The 13,367-nt window shown below is 63.7% G+C and carries 14 protein-coding genes; 9 read left to right on the top strand and 5 right to left on the bottom strand.

What is annotated here, in order from left to right; all coding sequences use genetic code 11:
• The first annotated feature begins 83 nt into the window (after positions 1 to 83).
• The 4 genes from GE073_RS00800 to GE073_RS00815 all read left to right on the top strand — a co-directional run bounded on the left by GE073_RS00800 (position 84) and on the right by GE073_RS00815 (position 3,967).
• Complete coding sequence (locus tag GE073_RS00800) at positions 84 to 995, top strand: hypothetical protein (protein ID WP_028600697.1); 912 nt, start codon at positions 84 to 86, stop codon at positions 993 to 995.
• A gap of 32 nt (positions 996 to 1,027) precedes the next feature.
• On the top strand, positions 1,028 to 2,023 hold the full coding sequence (locus tag GE073_RS00805; protein ID WP_228551219.1) for a phosphotransferase: 996 nt from the start codon (positions 1,028 to 1,030) through the stop codon (positions 2,021 to 2,023).
• 86 nt (positions 2,024 to 2,109) lie between these two features.
• A complete protein-coding gene (locus GE073_RS00810) occupies positions 2,110 to 2,727 on the top strand; it encodes an S-layer homology domain-containing protein (protein ID WP_153782545.1) in 618 nt (205 codons plus the stop codon).
• Between the two features lie 262 nt (positions 2,728 to 2,989).
• A complete protein-coding gene (locus GE073_RS00815) occupies positions 2,990 to 3,967 on the top strand; it encodes a hypothetical protein (RefSeq protein WP_153782546.1) in 978 nt (325 codons plus the stop codon).
• Between the two features lie 132 nt (positions 3,968 to 4,099).
• Here GE073_RS00815 and GE073_RS00820 read toward each other — a convergent pair whose 3' ends face one another.
• The gene (locus GE073_RS00820) at positions 4,100 to 4,585 is read right to left on the bottom strand and encodes a class I SAM-dependent methyltransferase (RefSeq protein WP_101808312.1); all 486 of its coding nucleotides are present in this window, start codon (positions 4,583 to 4,585) and stop codon (positions 4,100 to 4,102) included.
• Between the two features lie 672 nt (positions 4,586 to 5,257).
• On the opposite strand from GE073_RS00820, the gene GE073_RS00825 reads away from it, so the two are divergent.
• Positions 5,258 to 5,806 (top strand): DUF2062 domain-containing protein, encoded by a 549-nt coding sequence (locus GE073_RS00825; protein WP_153782547.1) that lies wholly within the window; start codon positions 5,258 to 5,260, stop codon positions 5,804 to 5,806.
• Positions 5,807 to 5,898: 92 nt separating this feature from the next.
• On the opposite strand, the gene GE073_RS00830 is transcribed toward GE073_RS00825, so the two are convergent.
• Together GE073_RS00830 and GE073_RS00835 are read right to left on the bottom strand one after the other, a co-directional pair.
• Positions 5,899 to 7,098 (bottom strand): PQQ-dependent sugar dehydrogenase, encoded by a 1,200-nt coding sequence (locus GE073_RS00830; protein ID WP_228551220.1) that lies wholly within the window; start codon positions 7,096 to 7,098, stop codon positions 5,899 to 5,901.
• Between the two features lie 96 nt (positions 7,099 to 7,194).
• A complete protein-coding gene (locus GE073_RS00835; protein WP_153782549.1) occupies positions 7,195 to 7,911 on the bottom strand; it encodes a VOC family protein in 717 nt (238 codons plus the stop codon).
• Between the two features lie 158 nt (positions 7,912 to 8,069).
• On the opposite strand from GE073_RS00835, the gene GE073_RS00840 reads away from it, so the two are divergent.
• Positions 8,070 to 8,777 carry a MerR family transcriptional regulator gene (locus GE073_RS00840; RefSeq protein WP_153782550.1) on the top strand — a complete coding sequence of 236 codons (708 nt, stop codon included), beginning with the start codon at positions 8,070 to 8,072 and terminating at the stop codon, positions 8,775 to 8,777.
• A 137-nt stretch (positions 8,778 to 8,914) separates the two neighbouring features.
• Here the strand turns inward: GE073_RS00840 and GE073_RS00845 are convergent, their stop codons facing one another.
• Positions 8,915 to 9,367 carry a hypothetical protein gene (locus GE073_RS00845; RefSeq protein WP_028600692.1) on the bottom strand — a complete coding sequence of 151 codons (453 nt, stop codon included), beginning with the start codon at positions 9,365 to 9,367 and terminating at the stop codon, positions 8,915 to 8,917.
• Between the two features lie 13 nt (positions 9,368 to 9,380).
• Positions 9,381 to 9,707, bottom strand: a complete 327-nt coding sequence (locus tag GE073_RS00850) for a hypothetical protein (protein WP_228551221.1) — start codon at positions 9,705 to 9,707, stop codon at positions 9,381 to 9,383.
• A gap of 378 nt (positions 9,708 to 10,085) precedes the next feature.
• On the opposite strand from GE073_RS00850, the gene GE073_RS00855 reads away from it, so the two are divergent.
• The 3 genes from GE073_RS00855 (at position 10,086) to GE073_RS00865 (ending at position 13,327) form a co-directional block, all read left to right on the top strand.
• Positions 10,086 to 10,892 (top strand): TerC family protein, encoded by an 807-nt coding sequence (locus GE073_RS00855; protein ID WP_028600690.1) that lies wholly within the window; start codon positions 10,086 to 10,088, stop codon positions 10,890 to 10,892.
• Positions 10,893 to 11,013: 121 nt separating this feature from the next.
• Positions 11,014 to 11,727 carry an ABC transporter ATP-binding protein gene (locus tag GE073_RS00860; RefSeq protein WP_153782551.1) on the top strand — a complete coding sequence of 238 codons (714 nt, stop codon included), beginning with the start codon at positions 11,014 to 11,016 and terminating at the stop codon, positions 11,725 to 11,727.
• A complete protein-coding gene (locus GE073_RS00865) occupies positions 11,720 to 13,327 on the top strand; it encodes a hypothetical protein (RefSeq protein ID WP_153782552.1) in 1,608 nt (535 codons plus the stop codon). Before GE073_RS00860 ends, GE073_RS00865 begins: the two co-directional genes overlap by 8 nt.
• Positions 13,328 to 13,367 lie beyond the last annotated feature (40 nt).

Consider the following 13,367-nt stretch of genomic DNA (forward strand, 5'->3'; position numbering starts at 1 on the left):
TTGGCTGTCCTGCTGGACGAGCCGCCGGCATGTTCAAATCGCGCCTTTCCCGCTATGCTTAACCTTTAAGGAGGGGGAGGAGAATGGAAAAGTCAGCGTTCTACGGCAGGTGGGCCTGTCAAAAGATGATTGAGTCGGCTTCGTCGAACCTATGGGACGGCCACTGGGCGTGCGCGGTCCTCTCCATGGCCCGGCTGCTGGACGAGCAGCTTCTGCCCGGGGGTCTGGAGCCTTTGGTCCGCCGCAATCTCGATCAGATCGTCAAGGAGAAGGGAAACCAGGGCATCTATGACGATGAAGGGGAGCCGAAGATCGGCTTTCGGCCGGAGCTGCTGCGCGTGTTGATTCGAAATGGCGGCAAAGACAACTCGCTTGGCCACGATGCCATCTACGCGTCCTACATGCTCGACTTGATCGAGCGCTCCGGCATTCCGGCGACGCAAGAGCTGTTCGACGCGATGGCGACGATGCTGCAGGGCTTTGCCGACTCCGGTCCCGGTTATGTCACGATCAACGGCATCCATACGGTCGTTCAACCCGGCGAGGTGCCGGAAGCGGAAAATCAGCCTGAGCTTGCTCCATCATCCGTACTGGAGCTGTTCCATGCTTTCTCCAGACCGGAACGGATGGAGAGAGGAGACATGCAGCTCGGCCATCTGCTGACGCACGGACATGCCGTCGTGGAGCTGAAGCGGGCCTTGAGTGCCGAGGCTCTGGAGGAGCACGGGCCGATTCTGGAGCAGTCTTTTTTCAAAAGAACAGCCCTGTTGGCTTATGCGAATGCGCTCGAAAAGGAAGAGACGGAATCCGCTTCAAACGCCGTGGCCGGCGCGCGTAATCCGCTGGAGCCGTCTTATTGGGAAGAAGCCCTTGCGGACAGCCGGCACGGGCATTACGGCAAATACGCTTACAGCTACCTCAGGCTCTGCCGCTTGGCCGGATTCCGCCCGGAGAATTTCCAGTCGTTCAGCCGGATCCTGCCAGCGCTGGCATGAAGGCTCCCGGACCGGATGAAGGAGCGACAACGATGCGGATGATGGAATCCTGGATGAGCCGGCTGTGGCCGGAGTGGAGCGGAACGCTGCGGCGGCGGAGCGGCGGGTGGAACAACAGCACGTATTTTGTTGAAGGCAGTGCCGGGCGCGCGGTGCTGCGCATCTACGAGACGCATCGCGACCGGGACAAGATCGAGTTCGAGCACGAGGTGCTGAAGCGGCTGGCGGAGCTCTCCTTGCCGTTTCAGGTGCCGCAGCCGATCCCGGCCCGGAACGGGGCGACCGTGGCCGAGACGGAGGACGACCCTTCCAAGCTCGCTTGCTTGTTCCGCTATATCGAAGGCGACTCCCCGGCGGAGGAGGAGTCGGGCTACGAGGCGTCGTTCGGCGAAGCGGCGGGCCTGTTGTCGGCGGCGCTTGCCGGCGTCCGCCCGAGCTTGTCTCCGGCGTATCGCCCGTATTACGAGCTGAGAGCGGCCTATCCGCTTTGCACTGACGAAGCGCTGCGCGAGCTGTGCTTCGATCCGCCCGAGCCTTTCCGCCATCTGGCTGCGGAGCTCGGGGCGCTATATGAGGCGTGCGGAGACATCTTCGGTCGCCTGGCGGAGCTGGAGCGGCTGCCGCATCAGCTCGTGCACGGAGATCTGAACGCGTCGAACCTGCTGCTGCGGCAGGCGGATCGCCGGCAGGTAGCCGCGCTGCTCGACTTCGAGTTCTGCACGTGGGACTTGCGGGCGATGGAGCCGGCGGTCGTTCTTTCCGGCCTCGTCGGACATCCGGAGGAAGAGGCGGCGGCGCAAGCGTTCTGGCGCGGCTTCAGCGGCGTCGTCCGGCTGTCCCGCGAGGAGATGGAAGCGGTGCCTTTGCTGATGCAGCTCCGCAAAGTAGACGTATTCCTGCACTTCGTCAGCCGCTTCTGGGAAGGCACGGATGAAGCGCCCGTGCTCCGCGAGCAGGTCCGGATGCTCGCCGCGGATCTGGGCCGGCTGTCGTCGAGCTCGCGGCGGATGATGCGGGGCGGCGAATGATTTCGCCTCGCCTCTTATAAGACCTCCGGCCTATGCCGATAGATCCCTTTGAAAGATTTGATTTAAAAAAGGGAGGAATAGTCTGAATGAGGAAAAGCAGGAGTCTGATCCTGGGGCTCGCCCTGGCGCTGAGCTTGCCGGGAACGACTGCGCTCGCGGCCAAAACATCGGCTGACTTCAAAGACTTGCAGGATCTCGATGCCGCGACGAAAGCGAAGATTGACGCGCTGCTCAGCGCGGGCGTGTTCAACGGCGTGAGCCAGGACACGTTCGACTTGAAGAGCGAAATGAACCGCGCCCAGTTCGCCAAGGTCGCTGCGCTGATTTTCGGCCTGAAGGTCGACTCGGGCCTGAAGATGTCCAGCTTCAGTGACGTCAAGCCGGACGACAAGGGAAACGGCTATGCGTTGCCTTACATCGAGGCCCTCAAGAACGCGGGCATCGCGGAAGGATATGGCGGCGGAAGGTTCGACCCGGCAGGAAAGGTCACGAAAGAGCAGCTCGCCACGTTCCTGGTGAGGGGCCTTGGCAAGGATGACGACGCCAAGTCGGCTCCCGGCGTGGACGACCAGACCGTTTCGGACTGGGCCAAAGGCTACGTCGAGCTCGCCCTGGAGCTGAAGCTGCTGAGCAACGGCGCGGACGGAAAATTCGGCGGAGGCTCCAACGCGACCCGCGATCTGCTCGTGCTGGGCGCTTTATGAGGCGAAGGAGCAATACGTTCCGCGTGGCGCCACGCCAACGCCGACTCCTTCGCCGAGCCTGACGCCGACGCCGAGCGCCTCGCCAAGTCCAAGCCCGACGCCGAGCGCAGCGCCGCCTATCGTGTGGCCGACGCCGGAGCCGACATCGACGGCAACGCCGACCGTTCAGCCGACGCCAACCGCGTCGTCGACACCGACGGCAACACCGACGCCAACCGCGTCGCCGACACCGACCCCGGCGCCAGCCATCACGGGGCTTACGGTGGAATCCGGAACGGTAGCCGGCTCGGTGCGTCTCGTCTACGAAGCGGTCTCGGGCAACGGCCTGCGTTTCGTCCATCAGCCAGGTCCGTTCGTGACGCCGAAGGTCGGATCCTCCGCGGCCGAGATCGGCAGCGAATATGAGACGGGCGCCGATATTCGGGGCGTCTATGAGGGCGAGCATATCGGCGTCTATGAGGTCAACGCCTCCACCGGCGCAGTCGTCCGGTTCAGCGACATCGCGCTGACGGCCGCGCAGATCGGTGTGGCGGCAGAACAGCTGCTGCATACGCAATTCTATGTTTCAGCAGGTTCCGTTCCCGGCACGGCCAAGCTGACGCTGGTGAACCCGAGCAGCGTAGGCGCAGAGAAATGGCGTATCCGCACAGTTGGGGAAAATGTGTATACTCCGGCGTCGGGAGCCTTTTTCGATGGCGTCGATTATGCATCCGGCCAAGACATTGACCTCGACACAGAGCATCCGCTCATCCTGGTGGCGGCCACCGATGCAGACAATCGCGTTATCCGTTACGCTGTGGCGGTTTACATTCCAGAACCTGCCGTTGAGGTCACTTTGGGTCCGCTCCATGCCGGTGTAGGCCAGTTGAGCCTTCGTGCAAGCGGAGAACTGCATGCCGACACGACCTCCCTGACAAATACCGCTGATTTGCTGGAATCTATCTCCATCGGCGGTGAATCGGCTCCGGGCTGGATTCAATCCAGCTTCGTAATATGGGATTCCATGACCTCCACTTTCCTTGTGCAGCTTCCCGAGGCGACGTTTGCATCAGGTCAAACCGTCGTTGTGACGCTCAAGCCGGGAGCTTGGAAGGATGTTTCCGGAGCTGTGCTGGAGCAGACCTCTTGCGCAGGCGTAGTCGAGCTGACGGTTCCGCCAGTGATTCCGCCGATCCCACCAATTCCACCGATCCCGCCGATTCCGCCGATCCCACCGATCCCACAGATTCCGCCGGTATAACCAACAAGATCTCCTCCAATCCCTTCATGAGCGAGACTCGACCAACGCAAGGAGCTGCCGCATCTGCCAAGATGCCGCAGCTCTTTTTTGCCGTTGGGGCGTCATCGGCCTGCGGCGCATATCAGGCAGAACTCAGGACCGCTTGACCGCCAGGCAATAATGGACGTTGTCGAAGGCGGCCAGCGGCTCGCCCGTCCGGCTAGCGTTGCAGGCAGCGAGCAGCCGGGCGTCGATGACAGCAGGCGTCAGATGCTCGTACGCGAGCAGTCCCGCCTCCTCCAGCAGCGACTCCAGCTCGGCAGAGGAGTAGGAGGAGACCATCGGCTCGCCGGCCTGCGCCGCCATCATCACCTGCTTGCGGGCGCGCTCGCCAGCCTTTGGCGTGAAGGTCAGCTCGTCGGGGTAGTCGTACGCGAGGCCGCTGCCTGCAGGCAGCAGGTTCGCCAGCTTCCGCAGCAGACGGATAAACGCCTCCTGCGGCAAGTAGTAGCTGAGGCCGAGCACGCTGACGAAGGTCAAGCAGGTCGGGTCGAAGGCTGCGCAGTCGAGCAGCCGCTCCGGCCAATTCGTCGCGACCAGGGAAGCGAAAGCGCCTTGGTTGGCGAAACTCCGGGGCATCGACCCGACCAGGGAGTTGAAAGTGCCTTAGTTGGCGAAAATCCGGTGCATCGACCCGACCAGGGAGTTGAAAGTGCCTTAGTTGGCGAAAATCCGGTGCATCGACCCGACCAGGGAGTTGAAAGCGCCTTGGTTGGCCGCCCTCCGGTGCATCGACTGAACCAGGGAGTTGAGAGTGCCTTGGTTGGCGAAACTCGGGCGTATCGACCCGACCAGGGAGTTAAAATTGCCTTGGTTGGCGGAAACCCGGTGCATCGACCCGACCAGAGAGTTGAAAGTGCCTTGGTTGGCGGAAACCCGGTGCATCGACCCGACCAGGGAGTCGAAAGTGCCTTGGTTGGCGAAACTCGGGCGTATCGGCCCGACCAGGGAGTAGAAAGCGCCTTGGTTGGCGGAACCCCGGTGCATGGTAATGCAGCTTGACGAGTTGATCCCATGACGCTAGGTTCGGTTCGGATTCCATGCAGCACCTCTTATCCTGAAGTCGGTTCTACCCGATATGACAATCGGAGATGGTCATTTGAGACAGAATAAGGGAAATTATTCTAGAAGAAAAGAGAGTACGCGCTCCCAGCCGTAGCCGGTGCGCAACCATTCGCCGCTTGCGGCTGGCTTCGCTTGGCCTGCTTTTGGTAAGATGGGGCGAGATTTCGAAGCAAGGGAGGGGATCGAATGAAGCTTGCGGCGCTCAAGAGAGGATTGGTCTACCAGACGCTTCGCCTGCTTCGGCAGCGGCAAGGCTCCCATCGGGTCGCGCTCGGCTTCGCGCTGGGGTTCCTGCCCTGCTGGTTCCCGACCTTCGGCGTGGACGTGCTGCTGGCGCTGGCGCTGCTGCGGCTGTGCCGCGGCAATATGGCGGCCGGCATGTTCGCCGTCCTTTTCGGCACGCTGTTATGGCCGATTCTGTTCTACGTCAATTATGCCGTGGGACATGCCGTGCGCAGAGGGCTGCGCCAGCCCGCCGACCCGGAGGTGCGGGACATTCTCGCCGATCCGGCAGAGGAGCTCCGCTACGACGATGCGGTCGAGAGCCTGGGCGAGCTCGGCGGGGCCGGGCTGGACTTCCTGACCGGCGCCCTGCTGAACAGCGTCCTCGGCGCGCTGCTGCTCTACCTCCTCTTCCGTCTGCTGTGGACGCGCTGCCGCGCGCCGCTGCTGCACAGGGCGAGGGCCTGGCGGGCGCGCTCCGCCGGAGGCAAGCGCATCTCGCCGTCCTCCTGAGGGCAAGCGCAAAAACCGCCTCGCAAAGCGAGGCGGCGAATGGAATCGTGACGGGCATGCTCCAAGCGCGCGCTGGCGCCTTGTAGCGATCGTCACGGCGATGGCGACGGCTGCGGAACGAGCGCGACGATCCGGTCGTCGTTGTCCGCCGGGTTGCCGCGCGACCGGTTGCTCGTCAGCACGTACAGCGTGCCGTCCGGGGCTTCGACGATCGAGCGCAGCCGTCCCCACTCTCCTTCGAAGAAAGGCTCGATCGACGACACGCTTCCGTCCGCCGCAAGGGAAGCCTGCAGCAGCCGCTCTCCCCGCAGCGCGGAGACGAGCAGCCGGCCCTGCCACGGCCCGTCTGTCAGGAAGGCCATGCCCGACGGAGCCCACGTCTCGTCGCCGCTATGCGCGGCCGGAACCTGCAGCGGCTGGCCGTCTGCGGCCTCGCCGCTCTCGTCGCCCTCCACGTCCGGCCAGCCGTAGTTGGCGCCGGGGCGGATGCGGTTGATCTCGTCATGCGCCGATTGGCCGTGCTCGGAGCTGTACAGCTCGCCGCTCTCCGGATGCCAGGCGAGGCCCTGCGGGTTGCGGTGGCCGAGGCTGTAGACCGGCGATCCGGGAAAAGGGTTGTCCGCCGGAACCGACCCGTCCGGCTGCAGCCGGAGGATCTTGCCGGCCAGGCTGTCCGGATCCTGCGCCAGCTCCGGCTCGGACGCGTCGCCGGTCGTCGCGTACAGCATGCCGTCCGGGCCGAAGCGCAGCCGGCCGCCGTTATGATTGACCGCTCCCGGAATCGAATCGAGCAGCACCTGGTCGATGGCCGCCTTGCCGCCTTCGATGCGCAGGCGCAGCACGCGGTTCAGGATGCGGCCCTGCTCTTCGTACGAGTGGTAGGCGTAGGCGTAGCCGTTGTCGGCAAAAGCCGGATCAAGAGCGAGGCCGAGCAAGCCGCCTTCTCCTCCATCCGGACCTTCGACCTCCAGCAGCGGCTCCTCGCGGAGCCGGCCATCCTCGATGACCCGCAGCGCTCCCGGGCGCTCGGTGAAGAAGATGCGGCCGTCCGGAGCAAGGGCGATCTCCCACGGCAGGTCCAATCCTTCTGCGAGGACGGTCGGCTCATAGGGAAAGCGATCCGCGCTTTCCGCCGCCTCCGAGGGCGGCGCGGCGGAAGGTATGGCTCCGGACGAGCTGGCAGGCGGCGCGGCTCCTCCGTCCTGCCGCAGCTGCTCGGACGGGGCGCAGCCGCAAAGCAGCAGGACGGCGGCGGCCGTCCCGAGTCCTTTGCGATGCAGGGTCGTCAGCAAATCGATCTCCTCCTAGTCCGCTCCGCCGGACAGGCAGGAGAAGACGGTTTGCCCTCATTGTACCCGAACGGGCGGGGGAGGAATCAGCAGCGGGCCTTACTTCTCGTCCAGGATGGACCGCTGCCGGGAGATCCGGTTCCAATCTGCCGAATCGGTTCCATGAGCGGCGATCAGCTCGTCGAGCTTGTCGCCGAGCCGCGGATCTGCGGCTTGGTGCTGGTGCAGCTGGATATCCATCGCCACCAGCAACAGCTTGGCCAGATCGAGCTCCTCGACCTCCATCGACGTCAGATCTGACGGAAAAAACTTCTGCAGCATGGCAGAGGCGGAGGAGACATCCTCCTTGGAATACATCAAATCGTAAAGGATGCCGAAGGAGTGGGCATGCTCTTCGCTGGCAAGGTTCCGGAAAAAGGCGGGAGATTCGTGCAGATCCTCGTTCGGCGTCCCGATGAAGAGCGTGTTTCCCCCCATATCCGTCATCATGAACCGCCGATCCTCCTTCAAGTGCTTCATTTTGGAAATTCTAGGGACGCCGGTTCGAGGAATTTTGCCCAAGGCCATTTTTATCGAGCTTGTGAACTGCTCATAGACGAGATCGACTTCATCGACTTGTACATAGCACATCTGAGGATTTTCGCTCGGGACCGTCTTCTTGCTTCCATAAAAGTGCAGCTCGAGCGATCCGAGCCGGAGCACCGCGTAGGAATGGGGACGAGGGGAGATGTAGGCCAGGGTGAAGCCCAGCTTTTCGTAAAAGGAAATTTGATCCTTCAGAGACGGACAGGGCAAAATGGGGATGATCTTGTTCATGCGGATCGGCACCTTCCTTTGAAGAGAATGTACTTCCATCGTATACTATTGGTGCAAATGCTAAGGTAGGGTGGGTTTAAATCCGGTGCTGCCTGGAAAAACGACTGTAAAGCCGTCATATGCTTGAACCTTCCATGATAGGGGGAGGAGGAGGCGGGATGAGAGGAATCGACATCGCCCGGAGCCTGAATATCAGCACGAGCGCGCTGCGGCATTACGAAGCCTGGGGGCTCGTCCCTCGGATCGAGAGATCGGCAAGCGGGTATCGCGTCTACACCCGGGAACATGAAGCCTATTTTCAATGCATCCGCGCGTTGATTCCCGGATTCGGCATGGAGCTGGTCCGGCGCATCATGCCGCTCGTCCAGCAGGGAAAGAAGCTGGATGTCCTGTGGCTGCTCAACGAGGCCCAAGTCCGCCTCCATGCGGAGAAGGAAACGGTCCAAAGAACGGTGGAGATGCTTGATCTCCAAGCGCTGCATGAACCGTCCCTGCGCGGCGGTAAAAGCTCGTATACGATCGGAGAAGCCGCCGAGGAAGCGAAGGTATCCGCTTCCGCCATTCGGCATTGGGAGAAGGAAGGACTGATTCGGCCCGAGCGCCGGCCCGACAACGGGTTCCGCATCTATCGCCCCTCGGACATCCGCAAGCTGCTCGTCATCCGCACGGTTCAACGAGTCGTCTATTCCCTGGATGTCGTTCGCAAGGTCCTGTCCGAGCTCGACAACCATGACGCGGCGCAGGCCAAGGAAATTGCGCTTCAGTCCCTTCATTACCTGGACGGGGTGCTCGTCGAGCAGATGCGGGGGATCGCATGCTTGCAGAGCCTGCTTGACTCGGCTCACGAAAAAGAGGGGCAGGAATGACCCCGCCTTCTCTCCTTTTGAACGGGCGCCCGATGCGGCCGCAATTTCGGCGCTCTCTTTTCGGACGGCGGCAAAAGCCCCCGCCGCCGGCGAGCGCCGGCAGACGGGGACTTTTGCGAAAGGCAGGGCTGCCTCGGTCAATAGCAGCTGAACGAGTCGATGCGGCTCAGGTCGAGGCCGGAGAACATCCAGAACAGGCCGTTCCAGCGAAAGCCGGACACCGAGGTGCGGCCGACGAACACCGGATAGAACCAGAAGCCGGGGCCGTTCGACGGCCAGACGTAGGTGTAGCGTAGCACGCAGCCGGAGATGGCGCCGGGGTCGATCGCCAGCGCTCCCGCCGTCAGCGGCTTGATCGGAATCGCCTGCGGCGGCGGCGAGGACGGCGGCTGCGGTCCGCCGCCCGGCCCGCCCGGCATTCCGCCAGGTCCCGGGAAGCCTCCGCCAGCACCGGGGAATCCGCCTGGACCCGGTCCGGGAGGCGGTCCAGGGAAGCCGCCTCCGCCTCCGGGGAACGGAGGCGGACCCGGCGTGCCCGGGAACAGGCCGCCGAGGCCGCCCGGCTGGTTGGGGGGAAACAATAGCGCCATGCAACTTCCTCCTTTAGATCAGCGTGATGGCCAGCAGGTCGAACAGGACGAGCGGCAGGATGACGTTGTTGTAGAAGTACGGATTCGGCGGGCCGGGCAGGAACGCGCGGCTGTGGCCTTCGTTCGACAGCTGCAGGAACATGATGCTGCGGTCGCACAGCACGATCTTCCCCTCGTAGACGTCGCCGTCCATCGTCTCGACCTTGACGAGGCGGTAGGCGTGCTCTGCGCACAGCGCCTGCAGGCGCTGCTTGACGCCGAGCAGCGTTTCATGATGGTCGGACTCGCAGTGGTACACGCGCGTCGGTGCCGGCGTTGGCGCGGAGTCGTACGGATGCATGGGCATGACCTCCGTTTTCTGGGCATAGCCTAGCGTATGCGCCCGCCCAGACAGAGGTGACGCCCCCCGGTTTAGGAGTCCCGGACCACGGGTAGAAAGAAGAGAATCTTTTTTTCGCAAGAAGTGAAACCAAGCTCTGCAAGCGTGCGTATACCGTTCTGATTGCAACGCTCGGCCTAATCGCATAAGACTCCGAAGGGGAGTAACTGGTACAGTAAAGTCGTCAATCCGAGAGCGCGAGCTCTCCGGCTTTATTGGCAGCGCCGCATAATTCGGCGCTGTTGGTGAGACCTTTGTCCATGAGGCTGTTTCCTCATCGGCAAGGGTCTTTTTGCATTCTTCCGGGCACATCCGATTTCATTCAAGGGAGGAAAGGACATGGATTTCGCATTGCTGATGGAGTACGGATGGGTGCTGCTCGTCCTGATCGCGCTGGAGGGCCTGCTCGCGGCGGACAACGCGCTCGTGCTGGCCATCATGGTCAAGCATCTGCCGGAGCAGCAAAGGAAGAAGGCTTTGTTCTACGGCTTGGCGGGGGCGTTCGTGTTCCGCTTCGCGTCGCTGTTCATCATCTCGTTCCTCGTCGATGTCTGGCAGGTGCAGGCGATCGGCGCGCTCTATCTGCTGTTCATCGCCGCCAACCACATCTACCGCAAGGTGATCGTCAAGAGAGCGAAGCAGGAGGTCGAGCCGCATACGGCCGCCGAGCCGAAAAAATCCGGCTTCTGGGGCACCGTCATCAAGGTCGAGCTGGCGGACATCGCCTTCGCGGTCGACTCGATCCTCGCCGCCGTCGCGCTCGCCGTCGCCTTGCCGGAGACGCCGCTGCCGCAAATCGGCGGCATGGACGGGGGCCACTTCGCCGTCATCTTCCTGGGCGGATTCATCGGCCTGCTGATCATGCGCTTCGCGGCCAATGCCTTCGTGAAGCTGCTGGAGGCTCGGCCTTCGCTCGAGATCGCGGCCTTCGTCATCGTCGGCTGGGTCGGCGTCAAGCTGGCGGTTCACACGCTGGCGCATCCTTCGCTGCATGTCATCCCGCATGACTTTGCCGAGTCGACCGGCTGGAAGCTCATCTTCTACGGCGTGCTCGTCGCCGTCGCCGTAGGCGGCTGGTTCCTGTCGGGCCGCAAGACCGGCAAGCAGGACGAGGCGAAGCCGGTGCCGGCCGAATTCCCGGAATAAGCAAACAGCCGCACGCCCCTGCAGGGGCGTGCGGCTGTTTCCGTTTCCGGCCCCGTTTTCTGCATCGCCGGGCGCCGCTCCTGCGTATGCAGACGATCAGGACCTTGAAGGAGGGATCGTCGTGAAGCTTATTCTGGAGCGGATCAGCAAGACGTTCGACGGCAAGCCGGTGCTGCGGGAAGTATCGTACTCGTTCGAGAAAGGCAAGATCTACGGCCTGCTCGGACGGAACGGCGCCGGCAAGACGACGCTGTTCAACAGCCTCAGCCGCGAGCTGAGCACGGATGGCGGAACAGCGTATCTGGAGGAGGACGACGGCAGCAGGCGGGAGCTGCGGGAGACGGATGTCGGCTACGTCTACTCGCTGCCGATCCTGCCCGAGTTTCTGACCGGGTACGAGTTCGTGAAGTTCTACCTCGAAGCGAATCCGGACCGGCGGACGGAAGGCGTGGACATCGATGCCTGGTTCGACCGGATGCGCTTCGACGGCCAGGACCGGCATCGCCTCATCAAGGGCTATTCGCATGGGATGAAGAACAAGGTGCAGATGCTGCTCTTCTTCATCGCCAAGCCTCCGGTCATCCTGCTCGACGAGCCGCTCACCTCCTTCGACGTCATCGTGGCGCTGGAGATGAAGCAGATGCTGCGGGAGATGAAGCAGGATCATATCCTCATCTTCTCCACCCATATCCTGCAGCTGGCGACCGACCTGTGCGACGAGCTCGTCGTGCTGAACCAAGGCTCGCTGTCCTCCGTGCCGTCCGAGCTGCTGCGCAGTCCGGAGTTCGAGCGGCAGGTCGTAGAGCTGCTGCAGGACGGACCGGCCGATGAGTAGCGTCTACCGGCTGCTGCGGGCCATCCAGGTCGCTTCGTTCGCCAACCGCCTCGTCTATTACATGCGGCGGCTGCCGTGGATCGGCTCCCGCGTGCCCGAATCGCTCTATGCCCGGCCCGGCTGGAAGCGCGCCGCCTCCTGGGCGGCGATCGTGCTGGAGCTGCTGTGGGCGGTCGCGAACAAGCTGATCTATGTCGGCCTCTGCGTCGTGCTCCCTGCGCTTTGGATGCGGGAGGCCGGGCATGCGGCGGATCCGCTGCCGTCCGCGCTGGCGATCCTGCTGCCGCTCAGCTTCTTCACCGCCTGCTTGTGGAACGCGCGGGTGCTCGAGCCGAAGCGGGACAAGTTCGTCGCGGTCAAGCTGATGCGGATTCCCGGAGAGCTCTACATGAAGGCGACGCTGACGTACCGATACGTCGTCTTTTTCCTGTCGTTCCTGATCGCGCTCGCCGTCCTGCTCCCGTTCGTCGGCGGCTCCATGCTCGGCGGGGCGCTGCTGGCGCTGTCGATCACGATGTGGCGGCTCGCGGCCGAGTACGGGCATCTGCTGCTGTTCGAGCGGACCGGGATCGTGCTGATCAAAAAGAACGGCCTCATCTGGGCGTCGATCCTCGTCGGACTCGCTCTCGCCTATGGCCCGCCGCTGCTCGGCCTGGCGCCGGACCTGCGGCTGCCTGCCCTGCCTGCGGCGCTCCTGGCCGCGCTCATCGCCTTGCTCGGCGCAGCCGCAGTCTGGCGGCTCGCCCGCTATCCCCGCTACCGCGAGGCGGTCGAGGCGGCGACCCGCCGGGACGATCCGCTGCTCGATCTCGGGCGGATGATGGCGGAAGCGAAAAAGGCGGATGTGGCCGTCAAGCAGGACGATCTCGGCGAGCCTGGACCGGATCGGGGCGGCAGCGCCTCGGGCTCGAGCGGCTATGCTTATCTGAACGCGCTGTTCTTTTCCCGGCATCGCCGGCTCGTCCGCCGTCCCCTCCTGGTGCGGCTCGCCATCGTGGCGGGAGCGGGAGCGGCCGGCTGCGCCGTGCTGGCCGTGCTGCGTCCGCAGCCCGGCTCATGGGACCCGGCCTCGCTGGCCGTGTACCTGCCGTTCGGCCTGTACCTGCTCTCCGTCGGAGAGCGGATCTGCCGGGCGCTGTTCTACAACTGCGACATGCCGCTGATGCGGTACGCCTTTTACCGGGCTGCGGCGCCCAAGCATTTCCGCCTGCGCCTGGTCCGCCTGGCCGCCATGAACCTGCTGACGGGAGCGGCCGCGGCCGCCGCGCTGACGGCCGCCGCGGCCGTCGCGGGAGCCGCCTTGCCGCTCGAAGAGCTGCTGCTGCTCTGGGCGCTCGTGCTGTCGCTGGCGCTGCTGTTCTCGGTCCATCATCTGGCGCTCTACTATTTGCTCCAGCCGTATTCGACCGAGCTGGACGCCAAAAACCCGCTGTTCCACTTCGTCAACATGGCGCTCTCGGCGGGCTGCTGGCTCGTGCTGCTGCTGCGGCCGGAGCTGCCGGCGCTGGCGGCCGGCTCCGCCCTGCTGCTGGCGCTGTATGCCGCGGCGGCGCTAGGGCTCGTAAGCCGCCTCGGCGCGAGGACGTTCCGGATCAAGTGAGCCGGACGCCGACGCCGAGGCGCGCGATTCCGCGACTGCC

Origin of the sequence: Paenibacillus sp. B01 (genome assembly GCF_009649995.1) — a bacterium.
GTDB lineage: Bacteria > Bacillota > Bacilli > Paenibacillales > Paenibacillaceae > Paenibacillus_O > Paenibacillus_O pasadenensis.